Source organism: Flavobacterium tagetis, assembly GCF_016735615.1.
In the GTDB taxonomy this organism is placed as follows: Bacteria; Bacteroidota; Bacteroidia; order Flavobacteriales; family Flavobacteriaceae; genus Flavobacterium; species Flavobacterium tagetis.
Window position 1 is genome coordinate 344,539 of sequence record NZ_JAERSF010000003.1, and the last position, 23,061, is coordinate 367,599.

Consider the following 23,061-nt stretch of genomic DNA (forward strand, 5'->3'; position numbering starts at 1 on the left):
GATAAAATGAAAAAAGTAATTTCTGTTTTAGCGATTTTTGTTATGATTTCTTGCGGAGTGAAGAAAATTGAAAGTTCAAATGCGTTGTACGAAGTTCTAACGAAACAATCGGACGGCGGTGGAAATATTAAATTTTTTGAAATTCTGACTGAGCCGAATGAAATTAAAATGCTTGAAAATGATCCTCTTTTGGCTGATAAAATGAAAGATCCAAATATTCATGATTATAATTATGTGATTTTGAATATGGGCGAAAAAAACACAAGCGGTTATAATATTGATGTTGAAAAGGTTGAAGAAACAGATAAAAATATCATTATAACTGTAAAAGAAAACAGCCCTGCAAAAGACGCAATGACCATGCAGGTGATTTCATATCCTTATACGGTTGTAAAAATCCATTCGAAGAAAGAAATTGTTATTAAATAAAATTATATAAAGATTGAGCTTCGACTCCGCTCAGTCTGACATTGATTGCTTTTAGGAAGCGATTTCAAAGTTTGTCAGGCTGAGCGGAGTCGAAGCCCTTTTTTAAATTTGTTTTGAAACCATAAAAAAAGCCTGTCGCTTTAAACGACAGGCTTCTTCTTACAATTATTTTTTATTTTTATTTAGAATCTGAATTTGACACCTAAACCAACGTCAAATCCAAAATTATCATCATCGTAATATCCTGAACCAATTTCCGGTCTTGCGTCTAATGATAAAGTAAGTGGCACTTCTTTAAATCTATATTCTATACCGATATCTCCAGCTGCAAAAACATAAGTTCCGCTATCGCTGTATCTGTAATTGTTGTTGTAGTAATCGTGATCCCAAGCAGCTAGTCCACCTCCGACACCAGCATACCAGTTAAAACCTCCGTCGATATTCCAAACCCATTGGTAAAGAGCAACTCCTTTTATAGCGTCTACATCACTGCTGTTTCTCCATCCTAAATCAAATTCAAGTCTGTTTTTTTGATTTAATCCTAATTGGTATGATATTTCTCCTCCAAATCCGTTGTTGTCGCCCAAACGTAATCCTAAAGCGTGTTTCGAAATTTCTTGCGATTGAGCCGTAAATGCTAAACCAAGAAGCATAATGGCAGATAAAAGTATCTTCTTCATAAAAGTTGTAAATTAATTTTTTTCAAATGTATTATTACAGTCAGATAGAGAACGTATAATATTTTTGAAAATTGTTATATAATTTACATTTTTAGAAATTTGAAGCGTTAAAATTCTTAAAAAACTGTTTCTGAGCGTTCTATTTTAGTATTATCGAAGAAATTAGCTGAGAGGTGAGAAGATCTTCCATTTCTAATAGATTTTCTTCTTCGGCAAAATTACTGGCTTTATAAGAAAACAGTTTCCAGCGTTTTTTATGGTATTCTAGAGCGGTTAAGTTTTCTACCCAGTCACCAGAATTAAGGTATAGAGTAGAACCGTGTTTGTTTTCTTTTGTAACGATTTTGGGTTCATGAATGTGCCCGCAAATAACATAATCGTAATTTTTTTCTATTGCTAGATCGGTTGCAGTAGTTTCAAAATCAGAAATAAATTTTACCGCTTTTTTAACGCTTGCTTTTATTTTTTTAGAAAAAGAATAAGGTTCACGTCCTAATTTTGCCAGACACCAGTTGGCAAATCGGTTTGTTAAAATCAGATAATCGTAACCTAATCCGCCTAGTTTTGCAATCCATTTTGAATGCTGAACAGAGGCGTCAAAAACGTCTCCGTGAAAAATCCAGGCTTTTTTATCGTCTAATTCTAAAACCAATTTATCAACCAGAGCAAAATTTCCCATATTCATATCACTGAATTTTCGAAGTATTTCGTCATGATTTCCAGTAATATAATACACCTTTGTTCCTTTAGAAGCCATTCCGATAATACGCTGAATAACGCGCAAATGTGCTTTTGGAAAATAAGATTTACGAAACTGCCAAGCATCAATTATATCGCCATTTAAAACTAAAGTTTTGGGTTTAATGCTTGAAAGATAGTTGTTTAGTTCTTTCGCGTGACTTCCGTAAGTTCCTAAATGAACATCAGAAAGAACGACCAATTCGACATTTCTTTTTTTCAATTTTTCTTGATTTGAAGTTTTACAAATGAAAGAAAGTTTGTGAAATTTGAGTTTATTAAAAGGTTATCAAAAAGAGGATAATTTTACCAAATTGTGATTTTTATCCCATTTAATGTTTCGTTAATAATACCAGTTTTAAATTTTTTAATTTAATTCATAAAACTTACATTTGCTCAAAACAAAACACAATGGCAGGAAACAGCTTCGGCACACTATATAAAGTAACTACATTTGGAGAATCTCACGGTGAAGCTTTAGGCGGAATTATTGACGGATGCCCTCCAGGAATACAATTAGATTTTGAAGCAATTGAAGTAGATATGGCTCGTAGAAAGCCAGGTCAATCAGCAATTGTTACACAAAGAAAAGAACCAGACAGCGTTCAGTTTCTATCAGGAATATTTGAAGGAAAAACTACTGGAACTCCAATTGGTTTCATTATTCCAAATACCAATCAAAAATCAGACGATTATTCACATATAAAAGATAACTACAGACCAAGCCATGCTGACTATGTTTACGATCAAAAATATGGTTTTCGCGATTATCGAGGTGGTGGAAGAAGTTCTGCAAGAGAAACAGCAAGCAGAGTAGTAGCAGGAGCAATTGCAAAACAAATGTTGCCTGAAATTAAGATTAATGCTTATGTTTCTTCTGTTGGACCAATTCATTTAGATACGCCTTATCAGGAGTTGGATTTTTCTAAAATAGAAAGTAATCCAGTGCGTTGTCCAGATGAAAAATCTGCAGCGATTATGGAAGAATATATTCGTGACATTCGTAAACAAGGAGATACCGTTGGTGGTGTTGTAACTTGTGTAATTCAGAATGTTCCAGTTGGTTTAGGAGAACCAGTATTTGATAAGCTTCATGCAGAATTAGGAAAAGCAATGCTTTCTATTAATGCGGTAAAAGGTTTTGAGTACGGAAGCGGTTTCTCTGGTTCTGAAATGAAAGGAAGTGAACATAATGATTTATACAATCCCGACGGAACTACAAAAACAAATCTTTCTGGTGGAATTCAAGGTGGTATAAGCAACGGAATGGATATCTATTTCAGAGTTGCTTTTAAACCTGTTGCAACCATTATGCAGACTCAAGAGTCTTTAGATAATAAAGGAAATATTACACCAATGACAGGAAAAGGGCGTCATGATCCGTGTGTAGTGCCTCGCGCAGTGCCAATCGTAGAAGCGATGGCCGCAATTGTTTTGGCAGATTTTTATTTAATCAACAAAACATATTAATAAAAGGTAAGACAGTGAGGGTCTTATTATTTTAATAATTAAAAAATAATTTAATGCAAGAAGTTACAGAAACTAAAAAACAATCATTTCTTTCGGGATTAACAGGGCAAATTATAATTGCGATGGTTCTAGGAGCCATTTTAGGAATTATATTGCACAATAGTATTTCACCCGAAGCAGCGCAGGCATTTAGCAATAAAATTAAGATGCTGGCGACCATCTTTATTCGTTTGGTGCAAATGATTATTTCTCCATTGGTTTTTACAACTTTGGTGGTTGGAATTGCAAAATTGGGAGATATTAAAACCGTTGGAAGAATTGGAGGAAAAGCCATTGGCTGGTTTTTTACAGCGTCATTTATTTCTCTTTTAATTGGATTGTTTTATGTAAATGTTTTGCAACCGGGCGTTGGTCTAAAATTAGATCACGTTGATATGGCAGCGGCTTCTGAAGTTACAGGTAAAACACAAAATCTATCTTTTGATAATTTCGTTGAGCATATTGTGCCAAAAAGTATTGTCGAAGCTATGGCAACTAATGAAATTCTGCAGATTGTAGTTTTCTCAATCTTCTTCGGATTGGCAGCTGCTTCTTTAGGAGATACCGTAAAACCAATTATTGGTGCTTTCGATAAGTTATCGCACGTTGTTTTGAAAATGGTAAACTATGTAATGAAGTTTGCGCCAATTGGAGTTTTTGGAGCCATTGCAGGTGTGTTTGCCATTAGAGATGCAGAAGAATTGGTTATTACTTACTTTAAATTTTTCGGTTCGTTTTTAATTGGTATCAGTACTCTCTGGGTTATTTTAATTGCCATTGGTTATATTTTCCTTAAAGGAAGAATGACTGAATTATTAAGACGTATTACTGGGCCTTTGGCGATTGCTTTTGGAACAACAAGTAGTGAAGCTGTATTTCCAAAATTGACTGAAGAATTAGAAGGTTTTGGTGTAAAAGATAAAATTGTTTCTTTTATGCTTCCTCTTGGGTATTCGTTTAATCTTGACGGAAGTATGATGTACATGACTTTTGCAAGTATTTTTATTGCTCAATTCTACAATGTGCATTTAGATTTAGGAACTCAAATGGCGATGCTTTTAGTTTTAATGCTTACGAGTAAAGGTATTGCAGGTGTGCCAAGAGCGAGTTTGGTTGTAGTTGCGGCAACTTGCGGAATGTTTGATATTCCGATTGAGGGAATTGCTTTAATTCTTCCAATTGACCATTTCTGCGATATGTTTAGAAGTGCTACTAATGTATTAGGAAATGCATTAGCAACATCTGTTGTAGGACAATGGGAAAACAATAAAGAATAATAAAAGAACTGAGATTTTAATTTTTTTATCCAGTTATTGAAATAATATTTGAAAAGCTGTATTTTTTTATGAAATACAGCTTTTTTTTATTTTAAAGTGTATATTTGATCAAATTAGCCGATTAATGCCCCACAAACGGATTTTTTTACTTTTTCTATTGGTTCTGAATTGCTTTGCCAATTCAGCAATCGCGCAATCTAATTGTAACCTCGATCCTAAAATTGATAAGAATGTAAAGAAAGCGCTTTTAAATTTTAGAGAATCTAACTTCGAAAAATCACTCATCTATTCCAGAGTTGCTTTAAATGCTGCGACAGCAATAAAAGATTATTGCCTTACAGCTCGTTCGTATAATATTATAGCTGCAAATTATAATGAATTGGAAGAGTATGATAAAGCCATTTTTTTCTATAAAAAAGGTTTGTATTATGCTAATAAAACTAATAACGATTCCTTAAAATGTAACCTTTATAATAATTTAGGAAACATGTATTGTTTTGGAAAAGAACAATTTGATGAAGGAATTCGGAGTTATAAAAAAGCAGTAGCTTATGCTTTGAAAATAAATGATTTAAAAGAGGTTTATTTTACAAACGTAAATATTGCATGGGCTTATTTTGATATTGGAAATTACAATCAGGGTTATCTCTTTTTAAAGTATGTAAACAGTACTAAAATAAAGTATAATGACGAATCAACAGAGGTTATTGTTGCTATGTTGAATGGTATTTACTCTAGTTATAAAAATGATAGTAAGGAAGCTAATGCTTATTTTTTGAGTGCTATTGAATCGGGCAAAAAATGTCAGGAGAAAATAGATCTGTCACGTGCTTACTTAGAATATTCACATTTTTTAAATAAAACCAATAGGCATAGAGAGGCGTACGATGCACTTGTTAAACATTATGATCTTTCGGCTAAACTATACGATGTTAAGAAAATTAAAAAAGCTTCTCAAGCTGGTTTAAGTTTAGAATTGGATGAATACAAAAGGCAGATTGATAAAGTTGAGGGAGAAAAAGTAGAGCAATCTCAAAGTTTAAGAAAATCAAAAATCATTGTAATTCTTTTTATTTTGATTTCGCTGATTCTTTTAATTTTGATAGTTACCCTGATAAAGAACATCAGATACAAGAAAAAACATAATTTAGAGCTTCTTAAAGCGAAAGAAATTGCAGAAGAAGCCTCTTTGCTTAAAACACAATTTATATCGACTATAAGTCATGAATTGCGCACCCCACTTTATGGTGTTGTGGGCATTACTAATATGTTGCTCGAAGAACACAAAGAGATATCAAGAAGCCAGCATTTAAGTTCATTAAAATTTTCTGCAAGATATTTATTGTCTCTGGTAAATGATATTTTACAGATTAATAAGATTGAAGAAAACAAAATCGTTTTGGAGAGCTTGACTTTTAATATTTCTGATGAAATTACGGTAATCAAGAACTCTCTTTCTTTTCTTTCTCAGAAAAACAATAATAGCATTTCTATTGATATAGATTCTCATATTCCAGAATATTTAATTGGAGATAAATTGCGTTTGGCCCAGATTTTAATGAACTTGGTCAGCAATGCATTGAAATTTACCAAAGACGGGCAAGTTGAAATTATTGTAAAACTTAATAAAGTAGAAGGAAAGCTCCATTATTTAGATTTTTTGATAAAAGACAACGGAATAGGAATCGCAGTGGTAGACCAAAACAAAATTTTTGAAAAGTTTGTTCAAGTTGGTCGAAAAGATGAAGATTATCAAGGTACAGGTTTAGGACTTAGTATTGTAAAAAGACTTTTAGGACTTTTTGGAAGCACCATTACTTTGGACAGTGATTTAGGAAAAGGAACTGCATTTTCTTTTACAATTGCCTTTGAGCATGATTTAGCGAAAACGAAAAGTATTATTGATGAAATTGAAGTTGACTTGACTTCAAGTGAGGTTTATAAAATTTTAGTAGTCGAAGATAACTTGATTAATCAGCTTGTGACTAAAAAGATTATCGAAAAGAATAATTATTCCTGTAAGGTAGTCGATGATGGTTTTGCAGCGCTTAAAGCTTTGGAAAATGAAACGTTCGATTTGATTTTAATGGATATTAATATGCCTTTAATGAACGGATTTGAAACAACCAAACGAATACGTCTTCAAGGTATAGAAACTCCAATTGTCGCTTTGACGGCTTTTGATAAAGATGAAATTACAGATGAAGCAATTTCTTCAGGAATGAATGATATTATTATTAAACCTTTTGAACCAGTTAAATTATTTAAAATAATCAATTTCCTTATAAAAGAAAAAAACGCTGTTTAATACCAGCGTTTTTTGTTTTTTTTAGCGTTTGTTGATTTTCTCGATTTGTGAGCTCCACCGCTTCTGTTTGAGCTTTTAGGTTTTTCTCCAGCTTCTGGACTTCCAGAATGCCATTGATACGGATGATCTGCAATCGTTTTTACGTCAACTTTTATTAATTTTTGAATGTCTTTCCAGTAAGGGAGTTCATCTTTTCCGCAGAAAGAAATTGCAATTCCGCCATTTCCTGCGCGACCTGTACGCCCAATTCGGTGAACATAAGTTTCAGGAATATTAGGCAAATCAAAATTGATTACATACGGCAATTGCTCAATGTCAATTCCTCGTGCCGCGATATCGGTTGCAACCAAAACGCCAACTTCTTTATTTTTAAAAGCGTCAAGAACTCTTTGTCTTGCATTTTGCGATTTGTCTCCGTGAATTGCCTCAGCAGGAATATCTTTTTTACGAAGCGCTTTTACAACATTGTCAGCACCGTGTTTTGTTCTCGAAAAAACAAGTACGTTTGATAAGTTTTCCTCTTTTATTAAGCTATAAAGCAAGTTTCTTTTTTCTGTTTTATCAACAAAATAAATGCGCTGTTCGACATTTTCTGCTGTAGAAGAAACTGGAGAAACTTCAACTTTTTCTGGATCTTGAAGAAACATTTCTGCAAGTTCGCGAATTGCAATTGGCATTGTTGCAGAGAAAAGTAACGTTTGTCTGTTTTTAGGAGTCAGTTTTACGATTTTTTTGACATCGTTTATAAAACCCATATCCAGCATCTGATCGGCTTCATCTAGTACTAAAGTGTGCAAATGATTTAAATCAAGAAAACCTTGTTTATGAAGGTCTAATAAACGTCCTGGAGTGGCAACTAAAATATCAACTCCATTTTTTAAAGCATCTACTTGCGGATTCTGAGAAACTCCTCCGAAAATAGTCAGCTGCGTTAAGTTGGTGTATTTTGCATAAGTGTCAAAACTTTGACCGATCTGCACTGCTAGTTCGCGAGTAGGCGTAACCACAAGCGCACGAATCACTTTTGCTTTTTTTGATGAACCGACAATTCGGTGTAATTGATGTATGATTGGAATAGCAAATGCTGCCGTTTTTCCTGTTCCTGTCTGTGCACAGCCAATTAAATCACGCCCTTCTAATACAATCGGAATTGATTTTTCCTGAATTGGAGTCGGATTTAAGTAGCCTTCTTCAAATACGGCTTTTTGTATACTTTTTGAAAGTGATAGATCTTCGAATAACATATCTTTGGTATTTAGTATTTCAGTTTTAATAACTAAAATGCTGTGCAAAGATATGTTTATTCGTCCAATCGTTTGTTTGAATTTGCTTTTATTTGGCAAACAGTCCTTACGGCTTAATCAAATAGGATATTTATAATCAAGCTGGTTCGATATTCGCTTTGATAAAATCGGTTACCAAATAGCCAATCAATTTACCTATTAAATTATTGTTTGGAGAATTGTCTAAATCTGGTGCGCCTTCGCAAATGTGCAGATATGTAGCGTGCTTATGTTCTCCAAAGAATGAAACAAACTGTCTCAATTCTTCGACAGAAAATCCGCTAATTGTCATGGCACTGCTGGCAATGTTTGGAATTGCGTCTAGGTCGACTTCGATTCCGAAAGCATCATTTTTAATAAAATCCAAAGCCGTAATCATTTCACGGTTAAAGTCTTTTTCTTTTCTAATATTGACGCTGTCATAGGTGTTATATCGAACACGATCCTCCAATTTTTTTATAATGTCCAAAACGCTTTTGGAAGTGTAATTTTCGTGAAGTCCAAAAATGAAATATTTCTTTAAAAAACCTTCTTCATAAGCGTATGAAAATCCATTTCCGCTATGACGACCTTCTAAAATCCTAAAGTCAGAGTGTGCGTCAAAGTTTACAGCGTTTACAGGTTTTCCTTTCGCAAGAGCGGCACCTTTAATATTTCCGTATGCATTATTATGGCCTCCTCCGATAATAATTGGCGTTTTTCCAGCTTTAATTATGGTAAAGATGATATGAGACACTTCTTTGTCTATTTTTTCAACGAGCTGGCTTAATTTTGAACGATCGTCAATATCATTAAAATCAAGATTTTCTACTTCGCGCATTTCATTTGCAACATTAATTTGTCCTAAAACAATGATGTTGCTTCCTTTACAAAATCTATTATGCTGAATGTTTGCAATGCTTTTTATGGCACATTGCCATGCTGAAGCAGCTCCAGGCCTTCCGTAATTGGCGCGCACACCAATATCTTCAGGAATTCCTAAAAGAACATATTTTGCTTCACTTTCTTTGAGAAAATTAACTTTGTCAGCTCCTGGCGGAATGACAATCATCTTTTCTCCGAACTTTATTTCACCACTTCTATGATTTGTAACTTTGGCTAAATCATTTATAGTGAAAGGGATTAATTTTTCCATGAAAAAAATTTATTTTCCAAAAATAATATAATTGTAGAAACTTACGTTATTACCTTATATTAATTCTTAAATTTGTTATTAAAGAAAATTATTTAAATATGGAAAACCCAAAGAACAACAATTCAAGTCTAAAGGCGGTAATCGCAGTTTTAGCAGTCCTACTGATCGGTAGTTTAGTGTATATTTTTAAATTATCTTCTGATACAGAAGTAGTTAAAACTGAGCTTACAACAACTTTGACAGAAAAAGAATCTGTAATGAAAGATTTACAGGAGTTAAAAGCGACTTATGATGCTGCAATTGCTGAAAACACTTCAATGTCTGACGAATTAATCCAAGAAAGAGATAAAGTAGTGGCTTTAATGGATGATTTGAACAAGTCTAAAGGAGATGTTTCTAAATACAGATCTCAAGTTCAAGCAATGCAGAGCAAAATGAAAACTTTGGTTGCTGAAAACGATGAGTTGAAAAAACAAAATGGTGTTTTAACTACTCAAAGAGATAGTACTATTGTAGTTTTAGGAGAATCTAAGAAATACAACGAAGTATTAGTTGGTCAAAATGAAGAACTAGCTAAAACTGTAGAAAAAGGTTCTAAATTATCTGTATTAAATACTAAAACTTCAGCTTACAAATTGAAAAGCTCAGGAAAACAAATCGAAACTGATAAAGCAAGCCGTGCTGATGTTTTGAAAGTTAGTTTTACAATTGCAGAAAATCAAATTGCAAAATCTGGAGATAAAACGTATTATGTTCAAGTTATTGATGCTAAAAACAATGTTTTGGGAGAAAAGAAAACAGAAAGTTTTGGAGATAACACATTAACTTATAGTTTTAAAACTACAGTTAAGTATGAAAATAAAACTGTACAAGTAAGTGAAGATCTTCCAGGAAAAGATTTTGCTAAAGGAACTTATTTTATCAATGTATTTGATAATGATGAGTTAGTTTCTAAAACTAGTTTCAGTTTAAGATAATTTTGCCAAAGGGAATAAAATACCACTAAGATATTAAAGGTCTGTGATTTTTTCACAGGCCTTTTTTTATGGGATAATGTGTGGTGATTTTTTCAATTTAATCTGTATATATCTGCCATAATCTTTTTACATCTGCGTGAAACATTTTGCGCATAGAATTTTTTTTACGCAGATGTAAAAAGATTTTGGTTGATCTAAATTAGATTTTGCAGATTAGATTAAATTATTTTAAGTAAGTATGCTTCTTTAACTAGAATCTATTCGTTGGTGGTTGCTTGTAAAAACAGCAATTGATTGCGAAATTGCAATAATGCATTATGTTGTATATCAATCTGATTTTGAAAAGTACCAATATTGCTTTTAGTATAATTTTGATTATTTTTTAATTCCTCATAAACTTTATCAGATAAATCTTTTTCAAAACCTTGTTTATACATATCCAATAAACGTTGAAAAGTTATGTCAGGATAAATAAAATGTTCAGCTCCATTATTATCGTCTATGTATTTTTGCAGAAGAGATTGAACTTCTTAATGAAGTTTTTGCGTGGTTAGAAAAATACCTAACAAATTATTTCTTTCTTCATCAGGTTTTGAGTGAAAAGTTTTCTTATATGTTAACCAAGCAATAAGAAGTCCTGCTATACCTATAAAGATTTCCATATTTGTTTTTGTTCAAATATAGTAAATAAAAAAACCTCTAATTAAAGAGGCTTTCATTTCATATTGTTGCATTTTAAGTTTGTCCTTTGTTTGATGTAAAGTGGGTATCTTACCTTATTTTATTCTATTTCACCCACTGAATTATTTTAAAATTTCACCTTCAATGAAAACAGATTCTATAAGATTGCTTCCAAAAGCGTAAGGAATTTGGTAATAAGAGGAAATTGGTTTTGTTAGAATCAGATTGGCTTTTTTGCCTTTTGTGATACTTCCGTGTGTTTCTGAAAGTCCCATTGCGTAGGCGCCGTTTATGGTTGCTGCATTAATTGCTTCTTCTGGCGTCATTTTCATTTTGATGCAGGCTGTTGCTACAACAAAATTCATATTTCCTGATGGAGTAGAACCAGGGTTAAAATCTGTTGCTAAGGCTAGAGGTAAACCAGCTTTTATCATTTCTCGGGCAGGCGTGTACGGAATGCTTAAAAAATAAGAGCAAGAAGGCAAAGCAACAGGCATTGTTTCGGTATCTTTTAAGGCTTCAATATCTTCTGGGTTCATAATTTCAAGATGATCTACAGAAAGTGCGTTAAATTTAACGCCAGCCTGAATTCCGCCAATAGAATTAAATTGATTGACATGAATTTTTGGTTTCAAGCCAAAGGCCAAACCTGCTTCCATTATTTTTTCGGTTTCTTCTACAGAAAAATAACCGCTTTCGCAGAAAACATCTACGTAATCTGCTAGTTTGTTTTTTGATATTTCTGGTAGCATTTCGTTAATCATTTCGTCAAGATAGCCTGCTTTATCGTTTTTGTAATGTAAAGGAAAAGCATGTGCGCCTAGAAATGTAGCTTTGATGGCGATAGGATGGTTTTCTGCCAATTTTTTAATTACACGAAGCATTTTCAATTCCCCATCGACCGTTAATCCGTAACCCGATTTAATTTCTACAGCACCAGTTCCCAAATGCATTACTTCTTCTAAACGAACTTTAGATTGCTCATAAATTTCTTCTTCAGAAGTTTCGTTTAGTTTTTTAGCCGAATTTAAAATTCCACCACCACGATTGGCTATTTCTTCATAAGAAAGGCCATTGATTCGGTCTACAAATTCTTGCTCGCGATTTCCTGCATAAACAATATGCGTGTGGCTGTCGCACCAAGACGGAAGAACAACTTTTCCAGTTGCATCAATAATTTTAGCAGCTTTGATTTCTGGAAGATTATCCATTGAGCCGAAATCTTCAATTAAATTGTCTTTTAATACCAAAAAAGCATTTTTAATTGTTGGAAGTTTGGCCATTTCCGCACCCGAAACTTTAGTGATAGAAGTTTCGCGAACTTGTAATAACTCTTGTATGTTTATGATTAATGTTGTCATTTTTTGTGGGATATATGTAAAAACACAAATTTGCTTCGTCTATTCCCTTCGGTCGAGTCACAAATTTTCACTTATGAATGAGTGAAAATTTATGAAATTTGTGTCAGATTGGAATTTAGAATTTTAAAAATTCAATATTATTATCTTTATTCAGAAACGGTAATTTCGAACATTTTGCTCCAGTTTTTACCCGTTACAAAAATGGTTTTAGTTTTAGGATTGTATGCAATACCGTTTAAAACATCATCTTTTGTAATGTCTGTCATTGTTTTTCTTAAATCAGATAAATTTAAAATGGCTTCAACAGCTCCCGAATTAGGATTTACGACAGCAATAGCATCTTTAAACCACACATTTGCATAGATCTTCCCATTGATCCATTCGATTTCATTAACGGCTTTAATTTTAGATTCTCCCGAATAAACATTGATGTAATCAATCATTTTTTGAGTAGCAGGGTCAACTTTCCAAATTTTTTCCGTTCCATCAGTTTGGTAAATATGTTTTCCGTCATTTGTCATTCCCCAACCTTCAATATCTTTTTCGTAGTCAAAGGTTTTTTCAAGTTTTAAAGTTTTTGCGTTGTAAATAAATCCTTTTTTGTTTTTATACGTCAATTGGAATAATTTATCATTTATAAATGTAATTCCTTCTCCAAAATATTGTTGGTCAAGATCTATTTGTTTGTAAACTTTACCTGTTTTATAATCGTATTTTTTTACAAAAGATGCTCCTTCTTGTCCAGTGCTTTCATATAAAGTGTCTTTATAAAACTCTAAACCTTCTGTAAAAGCTTTTTTGTCGTGAGGAAAAGTATTTACAACTTTATATTTTAACAATTTAGGTTCGATATCTGAAACGACCTCAATTCTTTTAGTTGCGTCAGAAGAATCTCCACCAAAATATACCGTAGCTTTTAAGTATTGGTATCCTAATTTTTGATCTATTAATTCAAATCTAAAGTTTTCGGCACCCTTTTTTCCTCCGACTCTTTTGTCGTTTATGAAGTAGGCAACACTGTCGATTTCTTTCGAATTTGGGTTTAAAATTCCGATATTAAGCGCTTCTTTTTGGGTAAGATGAGCCGGAAATGCAGAATCATCGATAGTAAATAAAGAATTTTCACCTTTATTTTTCTCTTTACATCCAATTAATGTGATTCCTAATAAAATGACAGCTAGGAAGTTATATTTTTTCATAGTTTAAAATTTGAATAAGGCAATATACGACGATATTTTTATTGCCGCAAAGGTCTTGCAAAAATATAAAAAGGTTGTATATTTGCACCGGCAAGTCCTACACGACCAGCTCCTGCAGACTCCCCCAGGATGGGAACATAGCAAGGGTACGTGGTTGAGCGGTGCGATGTAGGTCGCTTGCCATTTTTTTAGAATTTAATTAGTTTTGTAATCTTCCTTTCAGGAGGATTTTTTTATTTTTGGACCTTTCAGGAGTTAGAAGTTAAACCGACAACGTTAAATTCTACTCATTAGATAATCATATTTAACTTATAACATTTAACATCTAACTTAGAAATGAGTAAAGTCGTTTTAATTACCGGAGGATCATCAGGAATTGGAAAATCTATTGGAGAGTTTTTACATCAAAAAGGTTTTATTGTATACGGAACAAGCAGAAATCCTGAGAAAGTTTTAAATTCAGTTTTTCCTTTGGTGGCTTTAGATGTCAGAAATTCTGATTCTATTAAAAACGCTGTAAATAAAATTATTGAAACTTCTGGAAGATTGGATATTGTGATCAACAATGCTGGAGTTGGAATTACAGGGCCTCTTGAAGAAATTCCGACAGAAGAAATTCGAAACAATTTTGAAACGAACTTTTTTGGTCCGATTGAAGTCATGAAAGCTGCGCTTCCGCAGATGCGTAAACAAAATTCTGGACTTATCATCAATATAACTTCAATTGCTGGTTATATGGGACTTCCGTACAGAAGTGTTTATTCGGCTTCAAAAGGAGCTTTAGAATTAATCACAGAAGCTTTGAGAATGGAAGTGAAGTCTTTTGGAATTGAAATTACAAATGTTGCGCCTGGAGATTTTGCGACGAATATTGCTGCTGGACGCTATCATGCGCCAGTTATTAAAGATTCCGCTTATGAAAAGGTTTATGGTGAAGTTCTGGCAACAATGAATGATCATGTTGATGCAGGAAGTAATCCAAATGAAATGGCTGAGGCTGTTTACAAAATTATTCAGACTAAAAAACCAAATGTGCATTATAAAGTTGGTGCTTTTATGCAGAAGTTTTCGATTGTATTGAAACGTGCACTTCCAGATAAAATGTATGAGAAGATGCTTATGAATCATTATAAGTTATAAATCGCAATTAATTACTTGATTTTAGATTTAAATCACAAATTGATTTAATTTTTGAAATTGTTATTGGTATTGATTTCGTAATTTTGCACCTGCGTTTGCGTGAGGGATAGGAGCAGACTACCGAAGTAGTGCGGATAGCCCGACCAGATTTGAGAAAGGCGCTTATAAACGTTCTGATGAGTGCGCCTTTTGCAAATATGGTCACGCCCAGAATAAATCAACACAATTTAAATAATATAAATTATGAAATTTTTTATTGACACAGCTAATTTAGCTCAAATTAAAGAAGCACAAGCTTTAGGTGTTTTGGATGGTGTGACGACTAATCCGTCATTAATGGCAAAAGAAGGAATCACTGGAAAAAACAATATCCTTAAGCATTATGTTGACATTTGCAATCTTGTTGATGGTGATGTAAGTGCAGAAGTTAACGCTCTTGACTTTGAAGGTATGGTTAAAGAAGGCGAGGAGCTAGCTGAATTGCATGAGCAGATTGTTGTAAAACTTCCTATGACTAAGGAAGGTGTTATGGCAGCTAAATATTTTTCTGATAAAGGAATTAAAACTAACGTAACTCTTGTTTTCTCTGTAGGACAAGCTATTTTGGCTGCTAAAGCTGGAGCTACTTATGTTTCTCCGTTTGTTGGCCGTTTAGATGATGTTTCTACTGACGGATTGAATTTAATTCAGGAAATTAGAGAGGTTTATGATAACTACGGTTACGAAACTCAAATTTTAGCAGCTTCTGTACGTCACACAATGCATATTGTAAACTGTGCTAAAATTGGTGCTGATGTTATGACAGGACCACTTTCTGCAATTTACGGTTTATTGAAACACCCATTGACAGATATCGGTTTGGCTCAGTTTGTTGCTGACTTTGAAAAAGGAAATAAATAATCCTCAGATATTTGCAAAATTTAAATCGCCTTTTTTCTAACGAGAAAAGGCGATTTTTTTTACTTTTATATTGAATCTTAAATAGTTAAATATGAAAGTTGTCTTATTTATGTTGTCTTTTTTTGTAGCGAGTTTTTCTGTAAACGCTCAGGCCGCTAAAGTCATCACTTCAGTAAATGAAGCGGGCGATGTTGCTACTTATGAATTGGATTGTTCTGTTAAATTTCAAACTCTTGCTAAGGGGCTTCGGTATAACATTACAAGGCACGAATTTAAAGGTCCGGAATTGAAAAACTCTTACCGTCTTTTATTGGTAATGGACGGATTTTATTCGAAAACATTAAACAGTGAGATGACTATCTCGGCTGTTTTAAGTGATGGAACAAAAATAGAAGCAAGAAAAACAATAGAAGATGACGGCTTTTTTGACGGAGCCTGCACTTTGAAAATAAAAGACCCGCAAGCACTTTTAAATGCCGATATTGACAAGGTAATTGTTCATGCCGACAAAGATGTTGTTTATGTTTTAACGGCTCAAAACAAGGCTGTTTTTAAGAAGAATTTGAGCAATATTATTAATGCGAAGTAAGGTTCTAAGATTCTAAGATACTAAGTTTCTAAGGCTTTTGCTTTACGATAAAAAAAAATCCAAATTCCGATAGTAAATTGGAATTTGGATTTTTATATATTGGAGTTTTTTAATTTTTAGTGTCCGCCACCAGCGCTTTCGATATGGCTGATTCCTTGTCTTTTTAGAATTTTAGGGCAATAGAAACCGTAGAATCCTAAATAAGCAAAACCAAGAAGTGGTATGATATAAGAGAAATGTGTGTATGTAATGCCGAAAATTCCGTCTGGATTTGTAGCGTCTAAATCACAGATACTTCCTTGCAATAACGGAATTACTCCACCTCCAAGAATCATCATGATTAAGAAAGATGATGCCTTTCCTGTGTTTTTTCCTAATCCAGCGATTGCTAAATCGAAGATTGAAGGCCACATGATAGATAGGAATAATCCTCCAGAGATAAAGAAGAATTTAGCGATTTCTGGGTCTGGCCAAGCTAATCCTAATGCCATCATAGTTAATCCTGAAATTCCGAAAAGCATTAATGTTTTTCCAGCGTTTTTACCACCAACAAAACTTACTGCAATAAATAGTAAAATCCAGAATGGGTAGATGTAGAATGAAGAAACATCGTGAGCGGCAAAGATATTAGCTCCAATGATTACTCCAAATGCTGCAGCTGGTACGATAAATTTAAGAGCCGTATTTACTAAGTTTGAAGTGTTAAACACGTTTGCTCCACCGTTCCAACGACCAATCATTAAACTTCCCCAATAAAGAGCAATAAATGGTGCTACTGCGTCTTCTAATATGTTTCCGAATTCGTGAGTGTGTAATAACGCAGGTAAATTACTAATGATAGTTACCTCAGTTCCAACATAAATAAAAATCCCTAACATTCCCAAATATAATTGCGGATAGTCAAGGATATTAAAACTGCTGTGTTTGTCTTTGATGATTGCTTCTTCCTCTTTTACTGGATCTTCAATTTTAGAAAAATTCATAAAAACGGCAACAGCGATAAATGCAAGACCTAAAATGATGAATGGCAATTTAATATCTTCTAATGAAAGAGCTGTTTTTTTGTTGTCTCCCATTCCGAATAAAGCGATACCTAATAAAATAGCTCCGATTGTTGTTCCAAAAGAGTTGATTCCTCCTGCAAGTGTTAAACGGTGCGCTCCAGTTTCTGGACTTCCCATTTTAATAGCTAATGGGTTTGCTACAATTTGCTGAATTGAGAATCCTAATCCCACTGTAAATAAAGCTGTTAAGAAGAAAGGGAAACTTTGAATTGTAGCTGCTGGAACGAATAAAAATGAACCTACAGCAGACAAAATTAATCCTGCAGATAAGGTTCTTTTGTAGCCGTATTTTTGTAAAACGTCTACTTTTAAAGAAACGATAAAGAATATAATTGATCCAACAAAATAAGCTGCATAGAAAGCCCATGCTACTAATTGAGATTGTACTTGCGATAACGTAAATACTTTTTTGAATACTGGAATCAGGATATCATTGGCAGATCCAACAAAACCCCAAAAGAAGAAGACGATTATCAAAGAGATAAATTGCCCCCATTTGGTTTGCACATTTTCTGAACTCATAATAATAAGGTTAATTTTTTATTTTATTGTTTTTTGAAGACCGTAAATATATTTGTTAGGATTATCAAAAAAAAATAAAAAGGTATAAATAATGTTAAATTTAAACCAACGACTATGTTTTTTCAACAAAGTGTTAATTTTAACCTACTTAGAAAATGTAATTCGTAATTATATTTTATTCCAATATCTTGTTTTTTACCTCTTTGCTGTAGTTTCTGCCTATCGGAATGTTGTAAGATTGTATTTGAACGCGGTTTCCTTCTATAGATTTTACTTTATTTAGAGCAATTACATAAGATTTATGTATTCTAAGGAAACGATCTGCAGGTAATTCTTCTGATAGTGATGTAAGAGATTTATGAGTAATATAAGTTTTATCTGGTGTGACCACTTTGATATATTCTTTCATTCCTTCAACGAATAGAATTTCTTCAATATTAATTTTCATCATTTTTTTATCGACTTTGATAAAAATATGTGAATCGCCTTTTGCTGTTTCGACCTTAATATTGTTTTTGAGATTGTATTCGGTGGTGATTTTATTAATGCATTTTATGAATCTTGGCAACGGAATTGGTTTTACCAAATAATCTAATACATCCAAATCATAACTTTCGGCTGCAAATTCTCTAAAAGCAGTGGTAATGATGACTTTCGTTTTATTTTCGATGAGGCTGATAAGTTCAAAACCTGTCATCATTGGCATGTTAATGTCTAAAAAGACGGCATCGACAGGAGTACTGTTTATAAAATCGAGCGCCTCTAAAGAGTTAGTGAATGTTCCTACAACTTCAAAGTCTGTAAAATTGGTAAAATAATTTTCTAGAACTTTAATCGCTAAAGGCTCATCATCAATTAACACACATTTAATTTTCATTCTGAGTAGGTATTTGTAATCTAATTATATAGAAATTTAGTTTGGTCTGGTGTTTAAGACTAAAATTATTTTTGTAAATCAGTTTTAGTCTTTTTTTTGTATTTACCAATCCAATTCCTTTTTTTGGATTATGATTTTGTGAAATTACAAAATTATTTAAGATTTCAAAATCGAGTATTTTGTTGTCGATAACTTTACAGTTGATTTTTATTTTTAAATTTTTGTTATTTAAACCGCCATGTTTGAAAGCATTTTCGACTAAAGAAATAAAGATCAGTGGCGGAACAACTACATCATCAATATTCGATTCTAAATTAATGGTTACTTCAACATTTTCAAAACGGAGCTTTTCAATTTCAATATAATTCTGGATATAATCGATTTCCTTTATCAACGGAACAAATTTAGTTCCTTTAACATCATATAAAACGTATTCCATCAAATTGGAAAGTTTGATGATTACATCTGGAACTTTCTTTGAAGACTCTAATGATAAAGCATACAGATTGTTTAAGGTATTGAAGAAAAAATGAGGCTGAATCTGGTTTTCAAGATACTTAAGTTTAATTTTAAATTGGTTTTCTCTTAAAGATCTATTTCTTTCACGCTCTCTTAGCCATGTTAGTGTAAGATAAACTGATGAAGCCATTGCCAATACGTACAACTCTCCAATGCAAACGGCAACTATGTGATTAATTTCAAAAGGATGGTATTCTCTATTGGCTTCAGGCCAAATATTTTCAGATATAATGTAATAAGTAAGTGCTGTTTTAGCTAAATAAATGGCAAATAAACTCAGAAGCAGTAAAAAAGTATACATAATATACTTTTGCTTAAGTACATATCTAGGAACTAAAACAAATAAATTTAGATATACTAATGGTATAACCAGTGAAAATTCAATCAAATTAGATTTAAAGGCATACGGGTAATCATTGAAATAAGCTCCCCATCTTAAAAAGTTTAAAGTAAAATATACTCCCCAAAACCAGATATGATTTTGTAGTTTAATGTCAAATTTAACTTTTCTTATTTCTTTCAACTGGCTTTAAGTTCTTTATGGATTTTTAGTTTTTCTTAACAATACTGAAATATTGTGCAACTTTAAACAATTAACTGCTAAAAGCCAATTTTTTTGAATAAAATTTCGCAAAAAAAGGATATTGGTGCTTAATTTTTCTATTAGAACGTTTTCGTAAAGCGTATTATTGAATGATTTATGTCGTTCGTTTAAATTTTATTGCTGTTGGTTTAATTTATTTTTTTTAACAATGCCTTAAGAATAATTTTACTTCATAACTAACAAAATAAAAATAAACATGAAAAAAATTTTCTTAATCTTTATGATTGTTTTTACGGCGCAAGTTTCTCTTGCACAAGTAAAAAATGTCAAAGGTGTGATTACAGATTCTGACGGTATGCCATTACCAGGAGCTTCTGTTGCTGTACAAGGAGGTCAAAAGGGAACAACTACCGATTTTGACGGATTGTATACTATTGAAGTTCAAAAAGGTCAGAGCTTGGTTTTTACTTATGTAGGACTAGAAACTCAGACGATAGCTGTAGGTGACGCTTCTACAATTAATGTGAAGATGGTTCAAGGAGCTTCAAATGCATTAAACGAAGTTGTAGTAACTTCTTTAGGTGTTAAGAAAACAAGAAAATCTTTGACTTATGCAGCTCAGGAACTTAAAGGAGAAGAGTTGACTCGTGTAAAAGATGCCAACGTTATTAATACAATTGCAGGTAAAGTTGCGGGTGTTGCAGTAACAAAAAGTTCTGGTGGTACTGGAGGATCTACAAAAGTTGTAATTCGTGGTAACTCTTCTATCATGAACAGCCAGCCGCTTTATGTTATTGATGGTATTCCTATGTATAATGGTACTTCAAATCAACAGGGTAATACAAATGCTTCAAATGATTCATTTGGTAGTACTGCTGGAGGTAACCGTGACGGAGGAGATGTTATTTCTTTGATTAATCCAGACGACTACGAAGGAATGACTGTACTTAAAGGTGCAGCGGCTTCTGTATTATACGGATCTCAAGGAGCAAATGGAGTTATTTTATTGTCTTCTAAAAAAGTTAAAGAGAACACTGGAAATTTAGCTATTTCTTCTGTTACTACTTTTGAATCTGTTCATTCATTACCAGAATTTCAGTACGAATATGGTACTGCTGGTGCACAAAAATCTTGGGGAGGAAAAGTACAGTCAAATGATTTTGTAAAAGACTTCTTTGGTACAGGAGTTACTCAAATTACTTCTGCAGCTTTTACAACTGGATCTGATGTTTCTTCAACAAGTATATCTTACGCTAATACTACAGCTTCAGGAGTTATTGAAGGTAACGGCTTAAAGAAAAACAACTTTGGAATTCGCCAGACAGGTAAATTTTTCAATAATAAATTGACTGTTTCTGCTGATGCAAAATATACATCTCAAACAATTAATAACAGACCTGTAAACGGACTTTACTCAAACCCATTAACGGGAGTTTATTTGTTCCAAAGAGGAAATGACTTTAATTATTATAGAGATAATTTCGAAACATTTATTCCTTCTAGAAACCTATACGGTCAAAACTTTTACAGCGCACCAAATGCTGATATTTATGTTCAGAATCCTTATTGGCTAATCAACAGAAATAAATCTATTGATAAAGATAATTTCTTCAATGGAAATTTAGCTTTAGAATACAAAGCAAACAATTGGTTAAGCATTGCTGCAAGATATAGCTATAACAGAGTTGAAAACGATTATGATAAAAAGATTTATGCTACAACTAATACTTCTTTATCTAATATAAACGGTAGATATATAAATGTTGGTAATTTAAGCACACAACGTTACGGAGATTTGATTGCTAAAATTAATACTAATTTCAACGAAGATTTTAGCTTTAATGCTATCGTAGGAGCAAGTATCAATAATACATTAGCAAATCAACAGACTACGTTAGATTCTGGTATTGTTGGCGGACTTGTAAATGCTAACTTGTTTACATTGGGGAATTTTGCAAATGCTAGTGGTTTAGATAACTTAAGCCTTCAGGCTACAGGTTCTTCAAGAGAGGTTCAGTCAATTTTTGCTTCTGCAACTTTTGGTTATAAAAATATGTTATACTTAGATGTTACAGGACGTAATGATTGGTCTTCTACTTTAGTAAATACTGATACTCCATCTTATTTTTATCCATCTGTAGGGGTTACTGCTCTTATTAGTGAAATGGCAACAATGCCAGAATGGATTAACTTCGGAAAAGTGAGAGGAACTTATGCTCAAGTGGGTAATGACGTTTCTGCTTTTGTAACTTCTCCAAAATCAACTATCCAGGGTGGTAATATTATTCCTCCAGTAGTTGGGCCAAGACCAGGTGAAGGATTAAAACCTGAATTAAAATCAGAATTTGAATTTGGTACTGAATGGAGAATGTTCAACAATAGATTAGGTTTTGAAATTTCTTACTATAACTCAGAAACTAAAAATCAATACATCCAAGTTCCTGCTCCAGCAACAAACCCATACGGTTATACTTTCTACGGAATAAACGCTGGTAGCATAGAAAATAAAGGACTTGAGCTTGTTGTTAGCGGAAAAATTATTGAGGGGCAAAAATTCTCATGGGAAACTATGGTAAATTATTCTCACAATAGAAATAAAGTAAAAGAAATTCCAGCAGAATTAGGAGGTCAAATTCCATTAACTCCTGTAAATAATATTAATTACAGATACTCTTTAACTGAAGGAAGACCATTTGGTGTTATTGAAGGAAAAGGTATCGTGAGAAATGATAAAGGGGAAATTGTTTTAGATGATAAAGGAAACTTAGCAGTTGAAGCTGATTTCCACGAAGTAGGTAATGCAAACCCTGATTTTATGTTAGGCTGGTCAAATACATTTAAATTTGGTTCTTTCACAGCTAACTTCTTGATCGATGGTCGTTTTGGAGGAGATGTAATGAGTATTACTGAAGGTATGAATGATTTTTATGGAGTATCAAAAAGATCTGGAGATGCTAGAAATGCTGGTGGTGTTGCTGTAAATGCAGTTATGCCTGATGGTACGAAAGTAACTAAGATAGATGCTCAAAAATATTATGAAGCTGTAGGTGGTCTTAACGGTGCTACTGCTGAGTATGTGTATGATGCAACAAACGTTAGTTTAAGAGAGGTTTCACTTGGATATACTTTCAACAAAAAAGCAATTCCATTTGTTAATACAGCAACTTTATCATTAATCGCAAGAAACTTATTCTTCTTTTACAAAGATGCACCATTCGATCCAAACATTGCTTTAAGTACAGGTCAGGGCTTACAAGGAGTTGATATTTATGGTTTACCATCAACAAGAAGTATTGGTCTTAATTTAAATGTAACTTTCTAATTAAAAC

At 32.9% G+C, this 23,061-nt stretch carries 19 protein-coding genes and 1 other RNA gene; 10 read left to right on the plus strand and 10 right to left on the minus strand.

What is annotated here, in order from left to right; genetic code table 11:
* Positions 1-6 precede the first annotated feature (6 nt).
* On the plus strand, positions 7-429 hold the full coding sequence (locus JI750_RS15675) for a protease complex subunit PrcB family protein (protein WP_202003966.1): 423 nt from the start codon (positions 7-9) through the stop codon (positions 427-429).
* Positions 430-611: 182 nt separating this feature from the next.
* Here JI750_RS15675 and JI750_RS15680 read toward each other — a convergent pair whose 3' ends face one another.
* A complete protein-coding gene (locus JI750_RS15680) occupies positions 612-1,109 on the minus strand; it encodes a hypothetical protein (RefSeq protein ID WP_160783663.1) in 498 nt (165 codons plus the stop codon).
* A 139-nt stretch (positions 1,110-1,248) separates the two neighbouring features.
* Positions 1,249-2,070, minus strand: coding sequence for a UDP-2,3-diacylglucosamine diphosphatase (locus JI750_RS15685; RefSeq protein WP_202003969.1), 822 nt, complete (start codon positions 2,068-2,070; stop codon positions 1,249-1,251).
* A gap of 188 nt (positions 2,071-2,258) precedes the next feature.
* On the opposite strand from JI750_RS15685, the gene aroC reads away from it, so the two are divergent.
* The 3 genes from aroC (at position 2,259) to JI750_RS15700 (ending at position 6,941) form a co-directional block, all read left to right on the plus strand.
* Positions 2,259-3,317 (plus strand): chorismate synthase, encoded by a 1,059-nt coding sequence (gene aroC / locus JI750_RS15690; RefSeq protein ID WP_202003986.1) that lies wholly within the window; start codon positions 2,259-2,261, stop codon positions 3,315-3,317.
* Between the two features lie 53 nt (positions 3,318-3,370).
* Positions 3,371-4,633, plus strand: coding sequence for a dicarboxylate/amino acid:cation symporter (locus tag JI750_RS15695; protein WP_202003989.1), 1,263 nt, complete (start codon positions 3,371-3,373; stop codon positions 4,631-4,633).
* A gap of 124 nt (positions 4,634-4,757) precedes the next feature.
* Positions 4,758-6,941, plus strand: coding sequence for a response regulator (locus tag JI750_RS15700; RefSeq protein ID WP_202003992.1), 2,184 nt, complete (start codon positions 4,758-4,760; stop codon positions 6,939-6,941).
* Here the strand turns inward: JI750_RS15700 and JI750_RS15705 are convergent.
* Entirely contained in the window at positions 6,938-8,185 is a 1,248-nt protein-coding gene (locus JI750_RS15705; RefSeq protein ID WP_202003995.1) for a DEAD/DEAH box helicase, read from the minus strand. The two genes, JI750_RS15700 and JI750_RS15705, sit on opposite strands and share 4 nt — an antisense overlap.
* 136 nt (positions 8,186-8,321) lie before the next feature.
* Positions 8,322-9,359, minus strand: coding sequence for a formimidoylglutamase (locus JI750_RS15710; protein ID WP_202003998.1), 1,038 nt, complete (start codon positions 9,357-9,359; stop codon positions 8,322-8,324).
* Between the two features lie 98 nt (positions 9,360-9,457).
* Here JI750_RS15710 and JI750_RS15715 point away from each other — a divergent pair, with 98 nt between their 5' ends.
* Positions 9,458-10,336 (plus strand): DUF8428 domain-containing protein, encoded by an 879-nt coding sequence (locus JI750_RS15715; RefSeq protein ID WP_202004001.1) that lies wholly within the window; start codon positions 9,458-9,460, stop codon positions 10,334-10,336.
* 257 nt (positions 10,337-10,593) lie between these two features.
* Here JI750_RS15715 and JI750_RS15720 read toward each other — a convergent pair whose 3' ends face one another.
* The 3 genes from JI750_RS15720 to JI750_RS15730 all read right to left on the minus strand — a co-directional run bounded on the left by JI750_RS15720 (position 10,594) and on the right by JI750_RS15730 (position 13,577).
* Positions 10,594-10,773, minus strand: a complete 180-nt coding sequence (locus JI750_RS15720; protein WP_202004003.1) for a hypothetical protein — start codon at positions 10,771-10,773, stop codon at positions 10,594-10,596.
* 366 nt (positions 10,774-11,139) lie between these two features.
* A complete protein-coding gene (gene hutI, locus JI750_RS15725; RefSeq protein ID WP_202004006.1) occupies positions 11,140-12,378 on the minus strand; it encodes an imidazolonepropionase in 1,239 nt (412 codons plus the stop codon).
* Between the two features lie 146 nt (positions 12,379-12,524).
* The gene (locus tag JI750_RS15730) at positions 12,525-13,577 is read right to left on the minus strand and encodes a glutaminyl-peptide cyclotransferase (protein WP_202004009.1); all 1,053 of its coding nucleotides are present in this window, start codon (positions 13,575-13,577) and stop codon (positions 12,525-12,527) included.
* 88 nt (positions 13,578-13,665) lie between these two features.
* Here JI750_RS15730 and ffs point away from each other — a divergent pair.
* The 4 genes from ffs (at position 13,666) to JI750_RS15750 (ending at position 16,206) form a co-directional block, all read left to right on the plus strand.
* Positions 13,666-13,763, plus strand: an RNA gene (gene ffs / locus JI750_RS15735) — signal recognition particle sRNA small type.
* A 150-nt stretch (positions 13,764-13,913) separates the two neighbouring features.
* Positions 13,914-14,717, plus strand: coding sequence for an SDR family oxidoreductase (locus JI750_RS15740; protein ID WP_202004012.1), 804 nt, complete (start codon positions 13,914-13,916; stop codon positions 14,715-14,717).
* Positions 14,718-14,960: 243 nt separating this feature from the next.
* Positions 14,961-15,617 carry a fructose-6-phosphate aldolase gene (fsa, locus tag JI750_RS15745; RefSeq protein ID WP_202004015.1) on the plus strand — a complete coding sequence of 219 codons (657 nt, stop codon included), beginning with the start codon at positions 14,961-14,963 and terminating at the stop codon, positions 15,615-15,617.
* A gap of 91 nt (positions 15,618-15,708) precedes the next feature.
* Positions 15,709-16,206, plus strand: coding sequence for a hypothetical protein (locus tag JI750_RS15750; RefSeq protein WP_202004018.1), 498 nt, complete (start codon positions 15,709-15,711; stop codon positions 16,204-16,206).
* Positions 16,207-16,322: 116 nt separating this feature from the next.
* Here JI750_RS15750 and JI750_RS15755 read toward each other — a convergent pair whose 3' ends face one another.
* From JI750_RS15755 to JI750_RS15765, 3 genes are all read right to left on the minus strand, one after another.
* On the minus strand, positions 16,323-17,792 hold the full coding sequence (locus JI750_RS15755) for an MFS transporter (protein WP_202004021.1): 1,470 nt from the start codon (positions 17,790-17,792) through the stop codon (positions 16,323-16,325).
* Positions 17,793-17,967: 175 nt separating this feature from the next.
* Positions 17,968-18,669, minus strand: a complete 702-nt coding sequence (locus JI750_RS15760; protein WP_202004024.1) for a LytR/AlgR family response regulator transcription factor — start codon at positions 18,667-18,669, stop codon at positions 17,968-17,970.
* Positions 18,659-19,711, minus strand: a complete 1,053-nt coding sequence (locus JI750_RS15765) for a sensor histidine kinase (RefSeq protein ID WP_202004026.1) — start codon at positions 19,709-19,711, stop codon at positions 18,659-18,661. Before JI750_RS15765 ends, JI750_RS15760 begins: the two co-directional genes overlap by 11 nt.
* 277 nt (positions 19,712-19,988) lie before the next feature.
* On the opposite strand from JI750_RS15765, the gene JI750_RS15770 reads away from it, so the two are divergent.
* Complete coding sequence (locus JI750_RS15770) at positions 19,989-23,054, plus strand: SusC/RagA family TonB-linked outer membrane protein (RefSeq protein WP_202004035.1); 3,066 nt, start codon at positions 19,989-19,991, stop codon at positions 23,052-23,054.
* Positions 23,055-23,061: the final 7 nt, after the last annotated feature.